Source organism: Curvibacter sp. T50 (assembly GCF_057219955.1).
This window is the reverse complement of record NZ_JBXVVU010000001.1, coordinates 1,100,119-1,123,078: the sequence shown is the minus strand read 5'-3', so window position 1 is coordinate 1,123,078 and position 22,960 is coordinate 1,100,119. Positions and strand designations below refer to the sequence as shown.

19 protein-coding genes and 1 tRNA gene are annotated in these 22,960 nt (G+C 67.0%); 13 read left to right on the top strand and 7 right to left on the bottom strand.

Annotation, left to right across the window (positions count from 1 at the left end):
- Positions 1–85 precede the first annotated feature (85 nt).
- From AC2EBU_RS05335 to AC2EBU_RS05300, 8 genes are all read left to right on the top strand, one after another.
- Positions 86–1,378 carry a substrate-binding domain-containing protein gene (locus tag AC2EBU_RS05335; protein ID WP_484609323.1) on the top strand — a complete coding sequence of 431 codons (1,293 nt, stop codon included), beginning with the start codon at positions 86–88 and terminating at the stop codon, positions 1,376–1,378.
- Between the two features lie 144 nt (positions 1,379–1,522).
- Positions 1,523–3,040, top strand: a complete 1,518-nt coding sequence (locus tag AC2EBU_RS05330; protein ID WP_484609322.1) for an extracellular catalytic domain type 2 short-chain-length polyhydroxyalkanoate depolymerase — start codon at positions 1,523–1,525, stop codon at positions 3,038–3,040.
- A gap of 23 nt (positions 3,041–3,063) precedes the next feature.
- Positions 3,064–3,828: an ABC transporter ATP-binding protein gene (locus AC2EBU_RS05325; RefSeq protein WP_484609321.1), complete on the top strand. Its 765-nt coding sequence runs from the start codon at positions 3,064–3,066 to the stop codon at positions 3,826–3,828.
- Positions 3,825–4,550, top strand: coding sequence for an ABC transporter ATP-binding protein (locus tag AC2EBU_RS05320; protein WP_484609320.1), 726 nt, complete (start codon positions 3,825–3,827; stop codon positions 4,548–4,550). Before AC2EBU_RS05325 ends, AC2EBU_RS05320 begins: the two co-directional genes overlap by 4 nt.
- Before the next feature lie 91 nt (positions 4,551–4,641).
- The gene (locus tag AC2EBU_RS05315; RefSeq protein WP_484609319.1) at positions 4,642–5,625 is read left to right on the top strand and encodes a branched-chain amino acid ABC transporter permease; all 984 of its coding nucleotides are present in this window, start codon (positions 4,642–4,644) and stop codon (positions 5,623–5,625) included.
- Positions 5,626–5,661: 36 nt separating this feature from the next.
- Entirely contained in the window at positions 5,662–6,750 is a 1,089-nt protein-coding gene (locus AC2EBU_RS05310; protein WP_484609318.1) for a branched-chain amino acid ABC transporter permease, read from the top strand.
- Between the two features lie 49 nt (positions 6,751–6,799).
- Positions 6,800–8,986, top strand: coding sequence for a 3-hydroxybutyrate oligomer hydrolase family protein (locus AC2EBU_RS05305; protein WP_484609317.1), 2,187 nt, complete (start codon positions 6,800–6,802; stop codon positions 8,984–8,986).
- A gap of 90 nt (positions 8,987–9,076) precedes the next feature.
- Positions 9,077–10,000 carry an alpha/beta fold hydrolase gene (locus tag AC2EBU_RS05300; protein ID WP_484609316.1) on the top strand — a complete coding sequence of 308 codons (924 nt, stop codon included), beginning with the start codon at positions 9,077–9,079 and terminating at the stop codon, positions 9,998–10,000.
- A 147-nt stretch (positions 10,001–10,147) separates the two neighbouring features.
- Here AC2EBU_RS05300 and AC2EBU_RS05295 read toward each other — a convergent pair whose 3' ends face one another.
- Both AC2EBU_RS05295 and hemH read right to left on the bottom strand, forming a co-directional pair.
- Positions 10,148–10,912, bottom strand: coding sequence for a ProQ/FinO family protein (locus AC2EBU_RS05295; RefSeq protein ID WP_484609315.1), 765 nt, complete (start codon positions 10,910–10,912; stop codon positions 10,148–10,150).
- A gap of 28 nt (positions 10,913–10,940) precedes the next feature.
- Complete coding sequence (hemH, locus tag AC2EBU_RS05290) at positions 10,941–12,032, bottom strand: ferrochelatase (protein ID WP_484609314.1); 1,092 nt, start codon at positions 12,030–12,032, stop codon at positions 10,941–10,943.
- A 19-nt stretch (positions 12,033–12,051) separates the two neighbouring features.
- On the opposite strand from hemH, the gene AC2EBU_RS05285 reads away from it, so the two are divergent.
- On the top strand, positions 12,052–12,807 hold the full coding sequence (locus AC2EBU_RS05285) for an HAD-IA family hydrolase (protein ID WP_484609313.1): 756 nt from the start codon (positions 12,052–12,054) through the stop codon (positions 12,805–12,807).
- 30 nt (positions 12,808–12,837) lie between these two features.
- Here AC2EBU_RS05285 and AC2EBU_RS05280 read toward each other — a convergent pair whose 3' ends face one another.
- Positions 12,838–13,740 carry a transglutaminase-like domain-containing protein gene (locus AC2EBU_RS05280; protein ID WP_484609312.1) on the bottom strand — a complete coding sequence of 301 codons (903 nt, stop codon included), beginning with the start codon at positions 13,738–13,740 and terminating at the stop codon, positions 12,838–12,840.
- A gap of 10 nt (positions 13,741–13,750) precedes the next feature.
- Positions 13,751–14,254 carry an Lrp/AsnC family transcriptional regulator gene (locus AC2EBU_RS05275; RefSeq protein ID WP_484609311.1) on the bottom strand — a complete coding sequence of 168 codons (504 nt, stop codon included), beginning with the start codon at positions 14,252–14,254 and terminating at the stop codon, positions 13,751–13,753.
- Positions 14,255–14,324: 70 nt separating this feature from the next.
- Here AC2EBU_RS05275 and AC2EBU_RS05270 point away from each other — a divergent pair, with 70 nt between their 5' ends.
- Positions 14,325–15,281 (top strand): EamA family transporter, encoded by a 957-nt coding sequence (locus tag AC2EBU_RS05270; protein ID WP_484609310.1) that lies wholly within the window; start codon positions 14,325–14,327, stop codon positions 15,279–15,281.
- Here the strand turns inward: AC2EBU_RS05270 and hpnE are convergent.
- From hpnE to hpnC, 3 genes are read right to left on the bottom strand one after another with little or no spacing between them, the layout of a single operon-like run.
- Complete coding sequence (hpnE, locus tag AC2EBU_RS05265) at positions 15,203–16,528, bottom strand: hydroxysqualene dehydroxylase HpnE (protein WP_484609309.1); 1,326 nt, start codon at positions 16,526–16,528, stop codon at positions 15,203–15,205. The genes AC2EBU_RS05270 and hpnE overlap by 79 nt on opposite strands.
- On the bottom strand, positions 16,525–17,364 hold the full coding sequence (gene hpnD / locus AC2EBU_RS05260; RefSeq protein ID WP_484609308.1) for a presqualene diphosphate synthase HpnD: 840 nt from the start codon (positions 17,362–17,364) through the stop codon (positions 16,525–16,527). The genes hpnE and hpnD overlap by 4 nt, the downstream gene beginning before the upstream one ends.
- A gap of 39 nt (positions 17,365–17,403) precedes the next feature.
- On the bottom strand, positions 17,404–18,333 hold the full coding sequence (gene hpnC, locus AC2EBU_RS05255; RefSeq protein WP_484609307.1) for a squalene synthase HpnC: 930 nt from the start codon (positions 18,331–18,333) through the stop codon (positions 17,404–17,406).
- 55 nt (positions 18,334–18,388) lie between these two features.
- Here hpnC and AC2EBU_RS05250 point away from each other — a divergent pair, with 55 nt between their 5' ends.
- From AC2EBU_RS05250 to AC2EBU_RS05240, 3 genes are all read left to right on the top strand, one after another.
- Complete coding sequence (locus AC2EBU_RS05250; RefSeq protein ID WP_484609306.1) at positions 18,389–19,606, top strand: efflux RND transporter periplasmic adaptor subunit; 1,218 nt, start codon at positions 18,389–18,391, stop codon at positions 19,604–19,606.
- Between the two features lie 5 nt (positions 19,607–19,611).
- The gene (locus AC2EBU_RS05245) at positions 19,612–22,761 is read left to right on the top strand and encodes an efflux RND transporter permease subunit (protein WP_484609305.1); all 3,150 of its coding nucleotides are present in this window, start codon (positions 19,612–19,614) and stop codon (positions 22,759–22,761) included.
- A 92-nt stretch (positions 22,762–22,853) separates the two neighbouring features.
- Positions 22,854–22,940 (top strand) — tRNA-Leu (locus AC2EBU_RS05240).
- Positions 22,941–22,960 lie beyond the last annotated feature (20 nt).

Here is a 22,960-nt window from a genome sequence, read left to right as displayed (position 1 = left end):
ATCCGGATTCCCACAAAGAAAAAAAGAACCCCGATTCGTTCGGGGTCAGGGATGGTTTGCCTCAAAACACCATTGGAGACCACGCATGCCACGGATGACTTCTTCTGATTTCTGGCGCAACACGCGCCGCAGCGGCCTACTGGCGGCCGCGCTGGTGGCCAGTTCACTGGTTCTGGCGCAGGGCAAAGGGAGCGCATCCCGAACGGCCACGCCGTCTCCGGGCGGCGAGATCCGCATCGCCCATATCCGCAGCGCGACCGGTCCGCTGGAAGCCTACGGAAAACAGACGTCGACCGGGTTCATGATGGGTCTGGAGTACGCCACCGAGGGCACGATGATGGTCGCGGGCAAGCGGCTGGTGGTGATCGAGAAGGATGACCAGGGCAAGCCCGACCTGGGCAAGTCCTTGCTCGCGGCGGCCTACGCGGATGACCGGGCCGACATTGCGGTCGGACCCACCTCGTCCGGCGTCGCGCTGGCGATGCTGCCGGTGGCCGAAGAATTCAAGAAGATCCTGCTGGTCGAACCGGCCGTGGCCGACAGCATCACCGGCGAGCGGTGGAACAAGTACGTTTTCCGCACGGGTCGCAACAGCTCGCAGGACGCCATCGCCAACGCGGTAGCGCTGGACAAACCCGGTGTCGTGATCGCCACGCTCGGGCAAGATTCCGCGTTCGGGCGTGACTTCGTGACGGCATTCAGGGATGCGGCCAAATCGGCCCGCATCGTTCACGAGGAGTACCTGCCGCCCGCCACCACCGACTTCACCGCCGCAGCGCAGCGCATCGTGGACAAGCTCAAGCCCGTCGCGGCGGAACGCAAGGTCGTGTTCATCAACTGGGCCGGGGCAGGCAATCCGTTCAAGATCGCCGACCTCGATCTGAAACGCTACGGCATCGAGATCGCCACCGGCGGCAACATCCTGCCGGCCATGGTGCAGTTCGGCAACTTCCCGGGCATGCAGGGCGCCACGTATTACTACTACGCGTTCTCCCGCAATCCGTCGAACATGTGGCTGGTTACCAACCACTACAGCCGCTACAAGTCGCCGCCGGACTTCTTCACGGCGGGGGGCTTCTCGTCGGCCATGGCGCTGGTGACGGCGCTGCGCAAGACGCAGGGCGATGCCAGCACCCCCCGATTGCTGGCCACCATGGAAGGCATGAGCTTCGAGACACCCAAGGGCACCATGACCTTCCGCAAGGAAGACCACCAGGCCATGCAGGCGATGTACCACTTCCGCGTCGCTCCCGGCGCGCGCCCCGGAGCCATTCCCGACCTGTTTCTGGTCAAGGAAATCAAGGCGTCGGAGATCAGTGTTCCCTTGCGCAACCGGACGCAACTCGCGTCCGAAGCCGCCGGTGCGCTGGCCCGCTGACCGTATGGACAGGGAGACGGTACACGCGATGGGCTGGCCGCGCATGACCTTCACGGCGGTCCGTCGTTGCGATGTACCTATTCAGGAACCCCCGAACCCACGGGAGTCATTTGTGTTCTTTCCATCAACTACCGGAGACATTCAATGACCATGAAACATGTGCGTGCGGCGGTTCTTCTTGGAGTTTTCGCGTCGGGTGCGGCGTCGGCGGCCATCAACCTCCCGGCCTACAACGTCGATACCAGCCAGACCACGGTATCCGGCCTGTCCTCGGGGGGCTTCATGGCCAACCAGCTGGGCATTGCCTACTCGTCGCTGTTCAAGGGTGTGGGCGTGTTCGCGGCTGGCCCCTACATGTGCGCCGGCCTGAGCAACTACACCGCCTGCATGTACAACGCCAGCATCAGCAGCACCGCGTTGACGAACATGCAAAACCGCATCGACACCTGGAGCGGCGCGCAGATCGACAACAAGGCCAACATCGCCGGCCAGAAGGTCTATCTGTTCATCGGCACCAGCGATACCACCGTGGGTCAGAACCCGGTGACGGCGCTGAAGACGCAGTACACCAACAACGGGGTTTCCGCCGCCAACCTGGAGCATGTGGTGCGAAGTGGCGCCTCGCACACCTTTCCGACCGACTTCGACAGCACCGGCAACAACAGTTGCGGCACGGCTGCGTCGCCCTACATCAGCAACTGCAGCTACGACGGCGCCAAGGCGGTATTGACCAAGTTCTACGGCCCGCTGAATGCCCGCAACAATGCGCCGGCGGCCAGCAACTTCATCGAGTTCAACCAGAGTGAATTCACGGCCAACCCCGGGATGGCGTCCACCGGCTGGGTCTATGTCCCAAGCAGCTGTGCCAGCGGCACCCAGTGCAAGGTGCATGTGGCGCTGCATGGTTGCCAGCAAAGTACCGACAAGATCGGCGACAAATTCGTCAGGAACACCGGCTACGCCCGCTGGGCCGACACCAACAACATCATTGTGCTGTTCCCTCAGACCAAGACCGATAACACCAGCCGCAGCACGGCCGCCAGCGGTTCGCTGGCCAACGCCAACGCCTGCTGGGACTGGATCGGCTGGTACGGCACCAACTTCGCGCAGAAGACCGGGCCCCAGATGAGCGCCATCAAGGCCATGGTCGACCGCATCTCGTCAGGCACAGGCTCCGGCGGTGGCGGTGGTGGTGGCGGCGGAACGGCCCTGACCGCGCCGACGGGCGTCGCAAGCTCGAACGCCACCACCAGTTCCATGAACATCACCTGGAATCCGGTCGGGGGCGCTGCGAGCTACAACGTCTACCGAAACAGCAACAAGACCAACGCGTTGCCGGTCTATGGCACCAGCTTCACTGATACCGGACTGGCTGCGGCCACCACCTACAACTGGGCGGTCCGCGCTGCGGATGCCAACGGCGTCGAGGGCCCGGCCTCGGCCACGGTGACGGGAACCACCGCGAGTGCCAACCCGCCGCCGCCGGCCACCTGTTTCACAGCCAGCAACTATGCCCATACCACCGCCGGTCGGGCAACGCAGTCCGGCGGCTACACCTATGCAAAGGGATCGAACCAGAACATGGGGCTGTGGAATGTGTTCACCACCACCACCCTCAAAATGACCGGAACCAATTACTACGTGATTGGCACCTGCCCCTGAAGGCCGCATTTTTCAAGGAAACCATGCTTGAAACCCAGGACCTGACCATCCGCTTTGGCGGCCATGTGGCCGTCAATCGGGTGACCTGCACGTTCCAGCCCGGCACGTTGACGGCCATCGTCGGCCCCAACGGAGCCGGCAAGACGACCTATTTCAACCTGATCTCCGGCCAGTTGCGCGCCAGTGAAGGCCGTGTCAGCCTCAACGGCCGCGACCTCTCGGGTTTGAGCGTTTCGGCGCGCACGCGGGCGGGGCTGGGGCGGGCGTTTCAGCTGACCAACCTGTTTCCCAACCTGAGCGTGCTGGAAAACGTGCGCCTGGCGGTGCAGGCCACCCGCGAAGGGCCGCACCGGCGCGGTTTGAACCTGTGGAGCATCTGGAGCGACCATACGGCGCTGACGCGGCGCGCGCAGGAGCTTCTGGAGTCGGTGTCCATGGCCGACCGCCAGACCATGCCGGTGGCCAGCCTTCCCCATGGCGACCAGCGCAAGCTGGAGGTGGCCCTGCTGATGGCGCTGGAGCCACAGGTGTACATGTTCGACGAGCCCACGGCGGGCATGAGCCATGACGAGGCGCCGGTGATCCTGAACCTGATCCGCCGGCTCAAGCAGGACAAGACCAAGACCATCTTGCTGGTCGAACACAAGATGGATGTGGTGCGCGAACTCGCCGACCGCATCATCGTGCTGACCAACGGCACGCTGGTGGCCGACGGCGAGCCGGCCGCGGTGATTGCTTCGCCGGTCGTGCAGGAAGCGTATCTGGGCGTGAGCAAGGAGGCCGCATGAACGACGTGCTGCTCACCCTCGAAGGGGTGCACACCCACATCGGGGCCTACCACATCCTGCACGGGGTGGACCTGGTGGTGCCGCGCGGGCAGCTGACCATGCTGCTCGGCCGCAATGGTGCGGGCAAAACCACCACGCTGCGCACCATCATGGGGCTGTGGCCAGCGTCCAGGGGGCGCATCCGGTTCCAGGGCGATGACATCACGGCCCAGGCGACACCGCAGATCGCCGGACGTGGCATTGCCTATGTTCCCGAGAACATGGGCATCTTTGCCGACCTGACGGTGAAGGAAAACATGCTGCTGGCCGCGCGCCAGGCAAAAAACGCCGGCCAGATCGACCAGGCCCGGCTGCAGTGGATCTTCAGCCTGTTTCCGGCGGTGGAAAAGTTCTGGAACCACCCGGCCGGCAAGCTCTCGGGCGGGCAGAAACAGATGCTGGCCGTCAGCCGCGCCATCGTCGAGCCGCGCGAGCTGCTGATCGTGGACGAGCCCAGCAAGGGCCTGGCGCCGGCCATCATCAACAACATGATCGACGCTTTCCGCCAGCTCAAGGCGCAGGGCGTGACGATTTTGCTGGTGGAGCAGAACCTGTCGTTTGCCAAGCGGCTCGGCGACACCGTGGCGGTCATGGACAACGGTGTGGTGGTCCATGCCGGCGCCATGCAGGCGCTGGCGGACGACGAGGCCTTGCAACAGTCGCTGCTCGGGCTGTCCTTATGAGCGATTTCATGGAAAAAGTGGCAATACCCAGCACAAAATGGTGCTTTTTTGCTATCAGGTTTGTAGTAATGAAACTCCGTGGAGGTGCCGCATGAAGGCGCTGGAACTGGACTGGAAGCCGCTGGCCCTGGTGCCGCTGCTGGCGCTGGCCGCTTTGCCGGCGGTGGGATCGGGCTCGACCTGGGTGACGCTGACGGTCGCCGGTCTGGCCATGGGCATGATCATTTTCATCATTGCGTCGGGCCTGACGCTGGTTTTCGGGCTGATGGACGTGCTCAATTTCGGCCACGGCGTGTTCATTGCGCTGGGCGCTTTTGTGGCCACCAGCGTGCTGGGCGCCATGGGCGACTGGACCGGCTCGGCCGAGCTGTGGCGCAACCTGGTGGCGGTGGTGCCGGCCATGGTGATTGCCATGGCGGTGGCGGCGGCGGTGGGGCTGGCCTTCGAGCGTTTCATCGTCCGGCCGGTGTACGGCCAGCACCTCAAGCAGATCCTGATCACCATGGGCGGCATGATCATCGGTGAAGAGCTGATCAAGGTGATCTGGGGGCCCTTGCAGATCGCGTTGCCGCTGCCCGAGGGCATGCGCGGGTCGCTGCTGCTGGGCGACGCCTCGGTCGAGAAATACCGGCTGATTGCCGTGGTTGTGGGGCTGCTGGTGTTCGGGCTGCAGATCTGGACGCTGTCGCGCACCAAGATCGGGTTGCTCATTCGCGCGGGCGTGCAGGACCGCGAGATGGTCGAGTCGCTCGGCTACCGCATCCGCCGGCTGTTTGTCGGGGTGTTTGTGGTGGGCAGCGCGCTGGCCGGCCTGGGCGGCGTGATGTGGGGGCTGTACCAGCAGAACGTGGTGCCGCAGATGGGCGCGCAGGTCAACGTGCTGATTTTCATCGTCATCATCATCGGCGGCCTGGGTAGCACCGGTGGCGCGCTGATCGGGGCGCTGCTGGTGGGACTGATGGCCAACTACACCGGATTTCTGGCGCCCAAGGTGGCGCTGTTTTCCAACATCGCGCTGATGGTGGCGGTGCTGCTGTGGCGTCCGCAGGGTGTGTACCCCGTGGCCAACCGCTGAAGCGGTTCGCCGGCTCCTCCGAATGAAGGCTTTCCCATGCTGAACCGGATTCTTTCCAACGACTTCCCGCGCAGCCTTGTGCTGGCCCTTGTGCTGGCGGCGGTGCTGCTGGGACTGGCTTTCGCGCCGTTCCTCTTTCCTGGTGTCAAGGCACTCAGTGTGGCGGCCAAGATTCTGATTTTCATTGTCCTGGTCGCCAGCTTTGACCTGTTGCTGGGGTACACCGGCATCGTCAGTTTCGCGCACACCATGTTTTTCGGCATCGGCGCCTACGGGGTGGCGATCGCCAGCACCGCCCTGGGGCCGACCTGGACGGCGCTGGGCACCGGCGTGGCGGTGGCGCTGGGCCTGTCGCTGCTGCTGTCGCTGGTCATCGGCCTGTTTTCCCTGCGGGTGCGCGCGATCTTTTTTGCCATGATCACCCTGGCGGTCGCCGCGGCCTTCCAGACGCTGGCGTCCCAGTTGTCCGAAATCACGGGTGGCGAGGACGGTCTGACCTTCAAGCTCCCGGCGCTGCTGTCGCCCGGCACGGTGTTTCGCGAGGAGCCGCTGCTGGGCGTTTCGCTCGATGGCCGGCTGCTGACCTACTACGGACTGTTTGTGCTGACCGTGGTGCTGATGCTGGCCCTGCTGCGGGTGGTCAATTCCCCGTTCGGCCGGGTGCTGCAGGCCATTCGCGAGAACGAATTCCGCGCCGAAGCCATCGGCTACCGTGTGGTCGTCTACCGTACCACCTCCGCCGTGTTGTCGGCGCTGTTTGCCACACTGGCCGGGGCGATGCTGGCCATCTGGCTGCGCTACAACGGACCGGATACCTCGCTGTCCTTCGAAATCATGATGGACGTGCTGTTGATCGTGGTGATCGGCGGCATGGGCACGATCTACGGATCGGCCATCGGTGCGGTGATTTTTGTCGTGGCGCAAAGCTACCTGCAGGACCTGCTGCGTCTGGCCAGCGAGGCCGCCGCGGCCGTGCCCCTGCTTGCAGCCTTGCTCTCGCCCGATCGCTGGCTGCTGTGGCTGGGCCTGCTGTTTGTGCTGTCGGTCTATTACTTCCCGACGGGCGTTGTCGGGCGGCTGCGCGAACGAGCCCTCCGCCAGCGGCCCGCGCGTGCCTTACCGTGACACCGTTTCCACCCGATTCCCCCCACCCGTCCATCAACAAGGAGACACCATGAAGGACCACACCACCCGCCTGGGACTGAGCCTGCTTGCCGCCGCCGCGCTGGCAGCCTGCAGTGATTCGCCGGAGCCACGCGCCAGCGCGCCGGCCGGATCGGTCGAGCTGTCGCGCACGGCCTATACCGCGACCGCACCGGGTGCGGGCACCAGTGCGGACACGCAGGACCTGCTGACCGGCGGCCTGGGTCGCACGGGGCTGGGGGCCGCCGCCGCGCCCGCTTACGCCAATGCCGCTGCGCCCACCGCAATGGAGCTGCGCCGCAATGCAATCTATGCCAATTACCGGGGAATCCTGGACCCGTCCGCCAATGGCGGCTATGGCACGCTGTACGGCCCCAATATCGACCTTGCCGGCAACAATACGCTGGGCGAAGGCCTGATTCCAGGGGTCGAATATGTCGCCCGCCTGGACGACGGCACCGGACGCAAGAACGTCACCATGGCGGTGCAGGTTCCGGCCAGCTTTGACGTCAACAACCCCTGTATCGTGGCCGGGCCTTCGTCGGGCTCGCGGGGGGTGTACGGCTCGATCGGCAGTGCGGCCGAATGGGGCCTCAAGCGCGGCTGCGCGGTCGCGCTGACCGATTCGGGCAAAGGCATGGGCCTGCATGACCTGGGCGACGACAGCGTTCACCGCATCGACGGCACTCGCGCCACGCGGGCCGAAGCCGGGGTGCTGGCACACTTTGCGGCCAACGTGACCGACGCGGCACGCGCCGCCTTCAATGCCGCGTTCCCCAACCGGCTGGCGCTCAAACATGCCCACTCGCAACAGAACCCCGAGAAAGACTGGGGTAACGACACGCTGGCATCGATCCAGTACGCGCTGTACGTCCTCAACCAGGAATACGCCCCGGCGCACTCCAGCGGCTCGGGCAAACAGGTGAAGTTCAAGCCGGACAACACCCTGGTGATTGCCGCCTCGGTGTCCAACGGGGGCGCGGCCGTGCTGCAGGCGGCCGAACAGGACGGCGCCGGCCTGATCGATGCGGTGGTGGCGTCCGAGCCCAGCGCCCAACCCAAGTCGACCGCCGGTTACGGCGTGCAACAGGGCGGGGTGGCGGCCGGCCGGCATGGCCTGGCGCTGATCGACTACTTCACCTATGGCAACATCTTCCAGCCCTGCGCGGCGCTGGCGCCCGAGGCGGCGATGGCCGAGGCCAGCATCTACAACTACATGGCCTTGCTGGGCATGTCCGGCCGTGCCGAGAACCGCTGTACCTCACTGGCCGAAAAAGGCATGGTGACCGGCGCCACCACAGCGGCCCGCGCGTCCGACGCGCTGGCCAAGCTGCGGGCCTATGGCTACGACGCGGTCCACGACACCATGCACACCGCGCACTACGGGCTGGGCAACTCGCCCATCATCGCCATGATGTACACCAACGCGCTGGGGCGTTTCAGTGTCACGGAAAACCTGTGTGGCACGAGCCTGGCGCAAACCAACGCCACCGGAGATGTGATCGCCCCCGTTGCGGCAGTCAAGGCGACGTCCTACGCCACTGGCAACGGCACCGCCAATGGCGTTCCGGCCACGGTGGTGTTCAACAACTCGGTGGGTGGCGCGAAGGCCTGGCAGTTTGGCGTATCGCAGAGCTCCACCCGCTCCGACTTCGCGCTGGACGCTGCCCTGTGCCAGCGCGCGCTGGTGACCGGCCGCGACCCGATGACGGGCGCCGAGCTGAACGCCGCCAGCACCCCGACCAAAGCGCAAAGCGACGCGGTTCGGGCGGGCATGGCAGAAGTGCAGCTGGGCGGCAACCTGCGTGGCAAACCCACCGTGATCGTCCACGGTCGCAACGACGCCCTGGTGCCGGTCAACCACTCCTCCCGGGCCTATGTGGCCTATAACCGCGTCACGGAAGGGCCCAATACCCGCCTGACCTACTGGGAAGTGACCAACGCGCAGCATTTCGACGCCTTCCTGCCGTTCTCCGGTTTCGACAATCGTTTCGTGCCCCTGCACCCGTATTTCAACCAGGCGCTCAACGCGGTCTGGGCGAATCTGAAGTCGGGCGCAGCGCTGCCACCCAGCCAGGTGGTTCGCGCCACCCCGCGTGGCGGTGCCGCGGGCGCGGCGCCGGCCATTACGGCTGCGCAGGTGCCCGCTGCCGTGGCTGCGCCAGCGGCCGGCAACGTGATCGGTTTCGCCGGGACCGCCATCAACGTTCCCAACTGAGTGCGTCGCGATGGGGCCGTGCTGCAAGGCGCGGCCCCGGATGCGGACCCGGTCGCTGGCCGGCGTCCGCCCTGACCAAGGATTGACCCCATGACCCCCGTATCCGCCTACCTGACCTGCGCCGGCCGCGAGATTCACTACCTGGACTGGCCGGCTACCGGCTCGGCCGCGCCCGCGCCCGCCTGGCCGGGCGAGGGGGTCGCCACCCGTTCGCGGGGCACCGTCATCGCCTGGCATGGACTGGCCCGCACCGGACGCGACATGGACGAGCTGGCGGTCCACCTGAGCCGCCAGGGCTGGCGGGTGATCTGCCCGGACACGCTGGGCCGCGGCCTGTCGCAATGGAGTCCGGCGCCGCGTGACGAATACTGCCTGGCCTTCTACGCCCGCCAGGCCCGCGAACTGATGGATCAGCTGGAACTGGCCACCGTGCACTGGGTCGGGACGTCCATGGGCGGTGCAATCGGTACCGTCTGCGCGGCCGGGTTGCTGGAGCCGTCACTGCGGGGCCGCATCCGTTCGCTGGTGCTCAATGACAACGCGCCCGAACTGGCCCAGCCGGCCATCGAGCGCATCAAGGCCTACGCCGGCCAACCGCCGGCGTTTGTCACGGTGCGTGAGCTGGAAGCATTTTTTCGCCAGGTTTATGCGCCCTACGGATGGCTCAGCGACGCCCAGTGGCGCCGCCTGACCGAAACCTCCACCCGGCGCCTGCCCGACGGCCGGGTCACGCCGCATTACGACCCGGCGATGGTGCAGCAGTTTGTGCTGTACCCCGACGACTACCGAATCTGGGACCACTATGACGCGCTGGACATTCCGGTGCTGTGCCTGCGCGGCGCCGAAAGCGACCTGGTGCTGCCCGAGACCGTGTCGGCAATGGTCGGTCGCGGCCCCGGCCGCACCGGCCAGCTCACGGTGATCGAGGTGCCCGGCTGTGGCCATGCCCCGGCGCTGAACGTCGCCGCCCAGCTGGACTTGGTCAGCGGCTTTCTGGCCAAATCGGCGGCCTGACACCGCCGCGGTCGCACCGCCGCCGACCGCGAAAGCCGCTGCGCCAGAGCGGGAGCGGCGCGACGCGGTGCGGGGCGGCTGATTTCACGCGAAACAGGGGCTTACCCAGCGTGAAAAGGTGCTTTTCAGCTATAAAAAATAAAGTTCTCAGGTGCTCTCTGCAGTCGCAGTCCGTCGGCGACGGGCGCTGGCCAGGCGCATCCGGGCGGTATGGACGGGCAGCCCGTACTGGTGCGCGAAGTCTTCCAGGGCGGTGCCACTGGTGTCAAACGCCCGCAGCAGGGCCTCGTCGCGGGCGAGCTGCATGGCGAAGTTGTCGCGGGCCTCGGTCATGGCCCGCGCCAGACCCTCGTCCCGGGTCTGCACGCAGTCGGCCCATTGCGCGACGCTGAGGTCGGACGTCACCATCAGGTGGACGAGTCGGCGCACCAGGGCCTCGTGCGCCAGGGTGCCGTCCCGTCGCTGGCGCCGGCGAAACACTTCCAGCAGCGCCTGCGCCGTGTGCTCCGGCGCCATGGCCTCGACCGGTTTGCCTTGCAGGTCGTGCCGGGGCTGGGCGTGGGCGACGGCCTGCAGGTAGCGGGTTGATCGGGTGTGCTGGGCCAGAGCGAGTTTGAGGGTGTCCCGGTCCAGACCCTCCAGGCCGGCACCGGCGAGGTCTTCGAAAACGCCGCGTTTGAGCGGGCGCGGTTCCGGTCCGAACAGCTGGGGGAAGCGCTCGGCAAGGGTTGCCAGGGCGGCCCGCACCGCCGGGCTGGCCTGGCGGGCGGGCGCGGTCGATGATTTCGTCGGGGGCGACGCGTCGGCGGTTTCCGGCGCGGTGTCCTGGAGCGGCGCCATGGCGGTATTGTCGAGAGGATGGGCGCAGGCGAGGGGGGCGCTGCTGTCGTGGGTGCTGTCGTTCAGGCTCATGGTGTCGAAAAAGGGCGAAAAATGCGGTTCAGCGCGGCGCGCCGGCCGCCAGCGCGGCTGCGCGGGACGCGGCCAATGCGGCGGGATCGGCTGGTTCACGGGTCGGCCAGCCGGCCAGGTGGCGCTCGGCCAGGTCAGCCAGGGCGGTGATCCACGCCGGGCTGTCGTTCAGGCAGGGAATGTATTCGAAACGCTCGCCCCCGGCATGCACGAAGGCCTCACGGACCTCCTGCGCGATCTCTTCGAGCGTTTCCAGACAGTCCGCCGGAAAGCCGGGGCAGACCACCTGCACATGTCGAACACCGGAGCGGGCCAGCTCCACCAGGGTGGGCTCGGTATAGGGCTCCAGCCATTTGGCTTTGCCGAACCGGGACTGGAAGGTGACCCGCCAGCGCTCCCGCGGCAAACCCAGCCGTTCGGCCAGCAGCCGGGCGGTCTTGAGGCATTCACAGTGGTAGGGGTCGCCCAGGTGAAGGGTGCGTTCGGGCACGCCATGAAAACTCATCACCAGCTGCTCGGGCTGGCCATGGTCACGCCAGTGGGCACGAATACGGTCGGCCAGCGCCCCGATATAGCCGGCGTCATCGTGGAAACGGTTGACGAACCGCAGCTCGGGCAGCTGGCGTATGTTCCGGCTCCAGTCCGTCACTGCATCGACCATGCTGGCGGTTGTGGTGCCGCTGTACTGCGGGTACAGCGGCAAGATCAGGACGCGGGTGGCGCCTTCGGCCTTGAGCTGGTCCAGTTGCGATGCGATGGACGGATTGCCGTAGCGCATGGCATGTCGCACCGTGACTTGATGGCCGCGCTCACCGAGCCAGCCCCGCAGCAAGGTGGCCTGCCGAGCCGTCCAGACGGCCAGCGGTGAGCCATCGGGCGTCCAGATGCTGGCGTATTTGGCCGCCGACTTTGCCGGCCGCGTGCGCAAAATGATGCCGTGCAGGATCAGCCACCACAGCGGCCGGGGGATTTCCACCACCCTCGGATCGCCCAGGAATTCGGCCAAGTAACGTCGCAGCGCGGCGGCGGTAGGGGCGTCAGGGGTGCCCAGGTTGCACAGCAGCACGGCGGTTCGGGCGGGCTGACCATGGGAATAGGGGGGTTCGGGGCGAAAGGACATGCGGTATTCTCGGTCAAGCATGAATGCCCTGCCCGAACCCTCGACAAGCCCGGCCCCTGGCCTTCGCGCCCCCGTACTCGACCGCGCGCGCATCCGGGCGATCACCATCGACCTGGACGATACCTTGTGGCCGATTGCCCCCACCATCGAACGCGCCGAGAAGGCCTTGCGGGACTGGTTGGCCGACCACGCGCCGCAGGCGGTGCTCTGGTGCGAGGACGCCGCCCGCCAGCAGGAACTGCGGCGCCAGGTGCGGGTCAATCGCCCGGATCTGGCCCATGACCTGGGCGCGCAGCGGCGCGAGGCCATCCGGCTGGCTTTGCTCCACGCCGGGGAAGACCCGGCGCTGGACCAGGCCGCCTTCGAGGTTTTCTACGACATGCGCCAGCGGGTGGACCTGTACGACGATGCCCTGCCGGCGCTGCAGTTTCTCAGCGACCGTTTCCCGGTGGTGGCACTGTCCAATGGCAATGCCGACGTCGACCGTGTCGGCATCGGCCGCTTTTTCAGCGCCGCGATCAGCATGCGCAGCGCCGGCATTGGCAAACCCCATGCCCCGATTTTCCATGCCGCAGCGGATCTGGCCGGGGTCGCGGTCGGAGACGTCTTGCATGTCGGCGATGACGCACACCTCGATGGCGTGGGCGGCCTGGAGGCCGGAATGCAGGTCGCCTGGGTCAACCGCCCCGGCGGCGTCTGGACCCCTGAGCCGCATGTGCCGCACATTACCGTGAGCAATCTGACCCAGCTCTGCACCATCCTGGCGCAGGATTGAAGAGCCCGGCCCCGGCCGGCACGGCATCGCTCAAGCCGGGCCGATCCCTGGCCCCATGGGCGCCCGCCCGCCTGCGTCGGTCGAAATGGCCTCGCTGCGGTGGTACGGAGGGTGGCGGGCTCCGCTGGCGTCGGCCACGTCGAACGCCTGGATCACCGGGGCGCGGGCCTGCACACCGCCAAAAATCGTGGCAAAGGCCACGTCCGCCGCATCACGGCCGGTGCCAAAGCGCACCAGGCCCATGGGGATGGCGGTGCCCGACGGGTCAAACAGGTACCAGCGGTGGCCGAGGTAGACCTCCACATAGGCGTGGAAATCCGGCGGGCCCAGCGCCGGGTCGGCGCCGAAATCGGTGCCGGTGGTGAAGCGCGCCGGAATGTTCAGCGCCCGGCACAGCGCGATCATCAGGTGGGCAAAGTCGCGGCACACCCCCACGCGCTCGATCAGGGTGTCCACCGCCGACGTGCTGGAGTTGGTGGTGTTCGAGGTAAACACCACCTGGCGCTGCACCCAGTGCTGAATCGCCAGCACCCGGGCGTAGCCCGGCCACAGGCGGCCGAATTCGGCCATGGCCAGTTTGCCCAGCCGGTCCGACTGGCAATAGCGGCTGGGCAGGATGTAGGGAAACACCTCCGGCGGCAGGTCGCAGACCGGCACCTCGGCCAGCGTGGCCGGGTCGGCAAAGTGGTGGTGGATGTCCACCGTGGCCGCGTAGTGCACCCGCAGCTCGCCCGGGCCGGCGCGCAGGCGCATGAAGCGGGTGCCGGTGACGGGGTCGGTGTGGATGCGGGTGGCCAGCGGCTGGCTGAGCCAGAGGTTTTCGCCGCTGACACTCTGGCCGGCCGTCTGCGCGGCGTGGATGTTGAAAACGAAGTCGGCGCCCTGGGCGTCGATCTGGTAGGAGAGGTCCAGCTGGAGGGCAATACGGGTCATCAGGGGGCAATCAGCCGCCACCGGCGGTGGCCGACGGGGCAGGGTGGGGTCGGGCCAGGACCAGGGGGCGGTCTTCAAATTCGGTGTTCAGCACCACGGTGCTGGTGGTGCGCGCCACGCCGGGAATGGACTTGATGGCGTAGAGCACGTCCTCCAGCGCGCGCGGATGCGTGACGCGGATCTTGGCCAGGAAGTCGTACTCCCCGGCCACGCTGTGCAGTTCCTGCACCTCGGGCATGTCGCGCAGCCGCGGCGCCACGTCGCGGCAGTGGGTGCCGCCGTCGTTGCGGATCGCCACAAACGCGGTAAAGGCCAGCCCCAGGGCCAGCGGGTCCACGCTGAGCGAAAAGCGCCGGATCACGCCGCGCTCGACCAGCTTGCGCACCCGTTCGTGGACGGCCGCGGTGGACAGGCCCACCTCGGCACCGACGTCGGCGTACGAACGCCGGCTGTCAGCCCCCATGGCCGAAAGAATTCTGGCATCCATGTCGTCGAGCTGAATATTTGCTTGCATCGGTATGAGTTTTGAATAAAATCGACTGAACGGCGAATCGCGTCGAAAAATTTACGGACATCGAGCTTCCATGTCGATCATTTTCAACCGTTTTTCCTTTTCTGGTTTGATCCGCCGCACGGCAGCGGCCTTGTTTCTGGTCTATGTGGTCTGGGGCACCACCTATTTCGCCATCGGCGTGGCGCTCAAGGAGATGCCGCCGCTGTGGCTGAACGCCAGCCGGTTCGTCACCGCCGGGCTGCTGATGATGCTGTGGGCCCGCATGCAAGGTCAATGCCTGCCTACGACGCGGCAGTGGCGCAACGCGGCCCTGGTGGGCGCGCTGATGGTGTTCGGGGCCATGAACCTGGTGGTGCTGGCGCAGCGCGCGGGCATCGGCTCGGGCCTGATGGCGACCGTGGTCACCACCATGCCGATGTGGCTGGCCCTGTGGAGCCGGCTCGGCGGCGAACGGGTGCCCGCGGCCAGTTGGGTCGGGCTGGTGCTGGGGGTGGTGGGCGCGCTGCTGCTGGCGCTGGAGCGGGATTTCTCGACCACGCTCGCCGGGGGCCTGATGGCCTTTGGCGCGCCGCTGGCCTGGAGCCTGGGCTCCTATGCCAGCCGCAAGCTGGAGCAGCCGGCACCGGCCATGGCTGCCGGGGTGCAGTGGCTGGTCGGCGGGCTGCTGTGCGCCGCGGTCGCCGCGCCGCTGGAGTCGCCCGCGCCGCTGCTGCAGGCGGGCGCCAGCGCCTGGCTGGCCTGGGCCTACCTGCTGGTGATGGGCACGCTGGTGGCGCTGAACGCCTACCTGTGGCTGCTGCAGAACACCGCGCCGGCGCTGGCCGGCAGCTACAGCTTTGTCAACCCGGCGGTGGCGTTGCTGGTGGGGACGGTGGTGGGCGGCGAGCTGCTCACCGGCTGGGTCTGGGCCGCGTTGCCGCTGATCTTTGCGGCGCTGGCGCTGATTCTTTACGGGCGCTCGCGCCCGGACGCGGCCCGGCCGGCGGCCAGGCCACTGCGCACCGCGCCCTCCAGGGTGGCGGGATAAGGTCCGGCCACAAAGTCGCCGGCGGCCCACAGCGCCGGCGCCACGGCGGTCGCGGGCCGCTGCAGGCCGGGGGTGCAGGCGAAGGTTGCCCGGCGCTCGCACAGCACCTGCACCGGCCGGACGGTCTGACCCAGTTGATCGCGGGCCTGTTGCGTGACCTGCTCGGCCAGAACCGTGCGCTCGCCTGCGCTGGCGCTGACCACAAAGGCCAGCATGCCGCTCGGACCGCCCAGTTGGCCGCGGTCGAACACGAATTGCGCGGGGGCACCGGGCGCCGCGCGCAGCGCCAGCATCGGCCGCGCCAAGGGCGTCGACCCCAGGGCGTAGACCGTGGTGATGGCGGTATGGGTGAGGGCACGGGCCCGTTCGGACCAGGCGCGCAGGCGGGCCGCTGCACCGCCGTCAGGGCGCGACTCGGCGGCCTGCCGGCACAGGCGCGCAGCATCCCAGGCGGGAGTCGCAAGCACCACGGCATCAAAGGGTTCGCCATCGATTTCCCAGGCAGTGTTCCGGGCCGCGCACAGCGACTGCACGCGCCGGCCCAGGTGGACCGAGGCGCCCCGCGCGCGCAGCCACGCCAGGGCCGCATCGGGAAGCAGGCCGCCCAGGTCGGTCCGTGGCAGCAGCAGGTGGGAGCCGCCCCGGCCGCCAAACAGGGCGTCGCGCAATACCCGCAGGAAAACCTGGCCGCTGGCCTGGTCGCCGGGGGTGTTGAGGGCGGAAACACACAGCGGTTCGATGAAATCGTCCCACAGCCGCGCGGGCAAACCGTGGCACAGGTCGGCGACGGTTTCCCCCGGCGAGCAGGTGAAACCGCCCAGGCGCCAGTCCAGGGCGCACCGCAGCAGCGCCAGACGTTCGGACCAGGACCATCCGCGCGTTCGGGCGATTCCGACCAGGGCATCCCAGGGCGGCGGCAGGTCCGGCAGAGCCAGGCCTTGGCCACGTGCATCGACCAGTGCCAGGGGCAAGCGCAGCAGGACCTGATCCGGATCGACGCCGACCCGGCGCATCAGTGCCAGCGTTTCGGTATAGGCGCCAATCAGGATGTGCTGGCCGTTGTCCAGGGCCGCGGTCGGGGCTTGCGAATGGTGGTGCTGAACCGTTCGCGCGCGCCCGCCGGGACTGCGGGCGGCCTCGAACACGGTGATGGCCTGCCCGGCCTCGTGGGCGGCTATGGCCGCTGCCAGACCCGCCCAGCCGGCGCCCACCACGGCGATGTGATTTCGCCGGTTGTTTCCGCTCACATCCGCCCCAGCGCCTGCACCTTCCAGGCCAGCCACAGTTTGCGCAGCGGCGTCAGCGCGACGCGCTGGTGCAGGACCTGAAAACGCTCGTGTTCGATCTCGCGCAGCAAGGTGCGGTAGATGCTGGCCATCATCAGGCCCGGCTTCTGGCTGCGCCGGTCGGCGGCGGGCAGCAGGGCCAGCGCCTCGTCATACAGTGCATGGGCCCGTGTCGCCTGAAACTGCATCAGCGCCTCGAAACGGTCCGAATACTGGCGTTTGAGCAGTTCATGGGCTTTGACGTCGAAGCGCTGCAATTCGTCGATGGGCAGATAGATCCGGCCGCGGCCGGCGTCCTCGCCGACGTCCCGCACGATGTTTGTCAGCTGGAACGCCAGCCCCAGCGTATGGGCGTACTGCGTGGTGGCCGGATCGATCTGGCCGAAGATCCGGGCCGACACTTCCCCCACCACCCCGGCAACCAGGTGGCAGTACCGCTTCAGTGAGACGAAATCGAGATAGCGCGTCTGCTCCAGGTCCATGCGGCAGCCCTCGATCACCGCCTGCAGATGCCGGGGCTCGATCCCGAAGGTGGGGGCATGGGGCATCAGCGCCAGCAGGGCCGGATGACTGGCCTGGCCACGCCAGGCGCGGTCGACCTCGGACTGCCACCAGGCCAGTTTGGTGGCGGCAACCCCCGGGTCCTGCACGTCGTCGACCACGTCGTCCACCTCGCGGCAAAAGGCGTAAAAAGCCGTGATGGCCGCGCGACGGGGCGGCGGCAGGAACAGGAAGGCGTAGTAGAAGCTGCTGCCGGAGGCGGCGGCCTTTTGCTGGACGTAGTCTTGCGGAGTCATGGTTCGGTCGGCGCCGATTGTCCCATCGCGGCGGCGGCCCTACATCCACAGCGCGCGCCAGACGAGCAAGGGCGCGTCCCACCAGTGCAGGCGCGGGCGCCGCGCCAGTACCTCCGGACCGAGGCGGCGAACCTTCTCCAGCACCCGCAGACCCCCCTGGACAACCAGGCGGAGCTCCCAGCCGGCCCGTCCGGGCACCTGATGGACCAGATTTTGGCCTTTTTGCATCATACCCAGCGTGAAAAGGTCATATTCTGCTATCAATTTAGAAGCGTTTCCGGCGCTCGCAGGCTGACGCGGGTCGATTCCCAGCGCCGCGCAGCGGTCCTGCGGCAGGTAAAACCGGCCGCGGGACAGGTCGACGCTGAGGTCCTGCCAGAAATTGATCAGCTGCAGCGCTGTGCAGATCGCGTCGCTGGCCTCCAGCGCCCGTTCGTCGCGCACGCCGTACAGGTGCAGCAGGAGGCGACCCACCGGGTTGGCCGAGCGGCGGCAATAGTCCAGCAGATCGGCCAGGTCGGCATAGCCCTGGCCGGCATCGGTGCGGCGGATGTCCTGCTCAAAGGCATCCAGAAGGTCGGTGAACAGTCCATGCGGCAAGGCGTGCCGGTTCACCGCCTCGCCCAGGGGCGCCAGCAGGCTTGCCCAGCGTGGCATGACCGGGCGGCCCTGCAACTGGTCGTCCAGCGCCTGGCGCAGACTGCCGAGCGCCTGCAGGCGCTCCTGGGCCGTGGCGTCGCCTTCATCGGCAAGGTCGTCGGCGGTGCGGGCAAAGTGATAGATCGCGGCAATCGGGGCGCGCAAGGGCGCCGGGCACAGCCAGGAGGCAACCGGGAAGTTCTCGTAATGGGTCACCGCAGGGGGCAACGGGGTGGGCGCACCGGCGCCGTCCCCGGCCTGGCCTGAGCCGGGACTGCGGAGCGGGGCGGCGGACTCGGTGTGTTTCACATCGACATTGTCGCTTGACATGGATCAGGCTCTTCAGTAGATTACTAACCAGTCAGTCATTAATAAAGGCGCTGCCATGGGTCCGTTGCCGTTTCCAACCCGTCCCTCTGCCGTTGCCACGGCTCGGACGTTCCGCCGTCTTGCCATCCCCGCCGTGGGTGTGGCGGTCGCCATCGCGCTGGGCGCCTGCAGCCGTCCGGCGCCGCAGCCGGACCCGGTCCGTTCGGTCAAACTGATGACCGTGGCGCCGGAGGCCGTGTCCACCAGCACCGAATATGCGGGCGAAGTCCGCGCCCGGGTGGAGTCCCGCCTGTCGTTTCGGGTCGGGGGCAAGTTGACGGCCCGGCCCGCCGAGCCCGGCCAACGGGTGCGGGCCGGCCAGTTGCTGGCGCAGCTCGATCCGCAGGATCTTCAACTGGCCTCCACCGCGGCGCAGGCGCAGGTGCGCGCCGCGCAGACGCAGCGGGACCTGGCGCAGGCCGACTTCCAGCGCTTCAAGGCCTTGCGGGAGCAGAGCTTCATCAGCAGCGCCGAGCTGGAGCGACGTGAAGCCACGCTGCGCTCGGCCCAGGCCACACTGGAGCAGGCGCAGGCGCAGATGCAGGTTCAGGGCAACCAGGCCGTCTACACCCGTTTGCTTGCGGACGGGGCGGGGGTCGTCACGGCCGTGGATGCCGAGGTGGGGCAGGTGGTCGCCGCCGGTGCGCCGGTGGTCCGGCTTGCGCTCGACGGGCCACGCGATGTGGTTTTTGCCGTGCCGGAGGACCGGGTGGCGTCGGTTACGGTCGGCCAGCGGGTGCTGGTGCGTCCCTGGGGTGGTGGTGAGGCGCTGGCGGGCACCGTACGCGAGCTTGCCGCCAGTGCCGACCCGGTGACCCGGACCTTTGGCGTGAAGGTGGCCATCGCCGGCGAGCGGCTGCCGCCCTTGGGCGCGACCGTGACGGTTGTGGCCCAGCGGGCGGGAGAGGGGGCCCGCGCGGAGGCCATCCGCCTGCCCACCAGCGCGTTGTGGCAAGCAGGCAAGGACACCGCGGTGTGGGTCTTTGACCCGTCCGACACGACGGTGCGCTCGCGCACGGTGCAGATCGGCGGTGTGGACGGCAACCGGGCGGTGGTCGCTGGCGGTTTGCAACCCGGCGATCAGGTCGTCGTTGCCGGGGTCCACGTGCTGGCGCCGGGGCAGAAAGTGACCGTCTATAAGGAGAAACAGCCGATACCCAGCGCAGAAAGGTCTTCTTCTGCTATCGAAAAAGTATCTGATGGCGCCTCCCCGGCAGCCTCGGCGAAGCGGTGAGCGTCATGAACGCAGTCGAACCCAAAGCCGGTTTCAACCTCTCGCGCTGGGCGCTGGAGCATGCCGAACTGACCCGATTCCTGATGGTGGTGCTGATGCTGCTGGGGGTCGCGGCGTATTTCCAGCTCGGCCAGGACGAAGACCCCCCGTTCACCTTTCGCGCCATGGTGGTGCGCACCTACTGGCCCGGCGCCACCGCGCAGCAGGTGGCTGAACAGGTTACCGACAAGATCGAGCGCACCTTGCAGGAGGTGCCTTACGCCGACAAGATTCGCAGCTATTCCAAGCCCGGTGAGTCCCAGGTGATTTTCCAGATCAAGGACTCTTCCCGTCCGGCCGATGTGCCCAACGTCTGGTATTCCGTGCGCAAGAAGGTCGGCGACATGCGGGGTACGCTACCGCAAGGGGTGGTCGGTCCGTTTTTCAACGACGATTTCGGCGACGTCTACGGCGTGATCTATGCCTTGCGGGCCGATGGCTTCAGCCATGCCGAGCAGCGCGACTTTGCCGACACCGTACGCCAGCGCCTGCTGCGGGTACCCGATGTGGCCAAGGTGGAGCTGTTTGGCGTCCAGGACGAAAAGCTGTTCATCGAGGTAAGCCAGCAGCGGCTTGCGCAGCTGGGGCTGGACATGAACGCGGTGCTCGCCCAGTTGGGCCAGCAGAACGCGGTGGAGTCCGCCGGTGTGCTGCAGACCCCCGCGGATTCGGTGCAGGTCCGGGTGGGCGGCGCCTTCCGCTCCCCCGATGAACTGCGGGCCATGCCGATTCGGGGAGCCTCCGGCGCGCAATTGCGGCTGGGCGACATTGCCACGATCCGGCGCGGTTACGTCGACCCGCCGGTGGTCAAGGTACGTCACGATGGCCATGAGGTCATAGCGCTGGGCGTGTCCATGACCAAAGGGGGCGACATCATTGCCCTGGGCAAGGCGCTGGCGGTGGCCGTCCGGGAGCTGGACACCTCCTTGCCGGCGGGTGTGCAGCTGTCGCAGATCCAGGACCAGCCTCGCGCGGTGGCCAGTTCGGTCAACGAATTCGTCAAGGTATTGATCGAGGCGGTGGCGATCGTGTTGGGCGTGAGCCTGCTGGCGCTGGGTCTGCACCGGCGCGAGGGGGTTCATCCCCTGTGGCGCCGCTGGACGCTGGACCTGCGTCCGGGTCTGGTGGTGGGCATCACCATTCCCCTGGTGCTGGCAATGACCTTTCTGGCCATGCATTACTGGGGGATCGGCCTGCACAAGATCTCGCTGGGTTCGCTGATCATCGCCCTGGGTTTGCTGGTGGACGACGCGATCATTGCGGTCGAAATGATGGTTCGCAAGATGGAAGAGGGTTATGACAAGGTGCGTGCCGCGACCTTTGCCTACGAAATCACGGCGATGCCGATGTTGACGGGCACCCTGATCACCGCAGCCGGTTTCCTGCCGATCGGTCTGGCCCGGTCGACCACCGGCGAATACACCTTTGCGATTTTTGCGGTCACGGTCATCGCCCTGGTCATCAGCTGGGTGGTCTCGGTCTATTTTGTGCCCTACCTGGGGACCCGGTTGCTTCGGCATCCGCCCCACGTCACCGATGCGTCTGCCGGCGCGCAGTTGCACGAGGTGTTCGATAGCCCGTTCTACCGGGTCTTCCGACGGACCGTGGACTGGTGTGTGCAGCACCGCTGGATCACCATTGGCGCGACGGTGCTGACCTTTGTGCTCGGTATCGCGGGCATGGGCAAGGTGCAGCAGCAGTTCTTTCCCGATTCGGGCCGGCCCGAAATACTGGTCGACCTGTGGTTTCCGGAGGGCACCGCATTTGCGGCCAATGAGGAGGTGGCCCGGCGTGTGGAAAGCCGCCTGCGCGCTGAGCCCGGCGTGGTGTCGGTCAGTCAATGGGTAGGCTCGGGCGTGCCGCGGTTTTACCTGCCGCTGGACCAGATTTTTCCCCAGACGAATGCTTCTCAGCTGATCGTGATGCCGTCGGACCTGCGGGCCCGGGAGCGCATTCGCCAAAGCCTGCCCGCCGTGCTGGCGCAGGAGTTTCCGGAGGTGAGGGGACGGGTGAAACTTCTGCCCAACGGGCCGCCAGTGCCGTATCCGGTGCAGTTCAGGGTCGTCGGGCCGGACCCCCAGGTCCTGCGGGAGCGGGCCGACGAGGTCAAGCTGGCCATGCGCGGCAGCCCCAATACCCGGGGTGTCAACGACAACTGGAATGAATCGGTCAAGGTCCTCCGCCTGGAGATCGACCAGGCCAAGGCGCGTGCGCTGGGGGTTTCCAGCCAGTCCATTGCGCAGGCGTCGCGGGTGCAGCTCAGCGGCGCAACGGTCGGGCAATACCGCGAAGGCGACCGTCTGATCGAAATCGTCCTGCGCCAGCCGGAATCGGAACGCGACACCCTGTCCGATCTGGGCAATGCGTACCTGCCGACCGCGACGGGACGCGCCATTCCCCTGACCCAGATTGCCAAGGTTTCCTTCACCTGGGAGCCGGGGGTGATCTGGCGTGAAGGCCGGGAGTTTGCCATCACCGTGCAAAGCGAAGTGGTCGAAGGCTTGCAAGGCGCCACGGTGACCAATGAGCTCCTGCCCGCTTTGCGCGCGCTGGAGGCAAACTGGGCTCGCCAGGGGCCGGGCTACCGGATCGAGGTGGCGGGCGCTGTCGAAGAGAGTTCCAAGGGCTCGGCATCGATTGTGGTCGGAATGCCGATCATGCTGTTCATCACTTTCACGCTGCTGATGTTGCAGTTGCACAGCTTCAGCCGGGCCATGCTGGTTTTCCTGACCGGGCCCCTGGGCATTGCCGGCGTTGCCGCCGCATTGCTGTTGCTCGATCGACCGTTCGGCTTTGTCGCGTTGCTGGGGGTGATCGCGCTGATGGGCATGATCCAGCGCAATTCGGTCATTCTGATCGACCAGATCGAGCAGGACCGTGCCCGCGGGGTGCCCGCCTGGGAGGCCATCGTCGAATCGGCCGTGCGCCGCCTGCGCCCGATTGTGCTGACGGCGGCGGCCGCGGTGCTGGCGATGATCCCGTTGTCGCGCAGCGTGTTCTGGGGGCCGATGGCGGTGGCCATCATGGGAGGGCTGGTGGTCGCCACCATCCTGACCCTGCTGGCCTTGCCGGCCATGTACGCTGCCTGGTTCAAGGTACGGCGGGAGTCCGCTTGAGGGTAAAATAAAAGGTTGACCGATTTCATGCGGGCGGTTGGTCCGGAAGGCACTGAATCCTTTCGGGTGACGCGCCCGTTTCGTTTGGACCCGCGCGGGTGGCGAAATTGGTAGACGCACCAGGTTTAGGTCCTGACGCCCGCAAGGGTGTGGGGGTTCGAGTCCCCCCCCGCGCACCACTGACCTCTGAAGGCTGAGA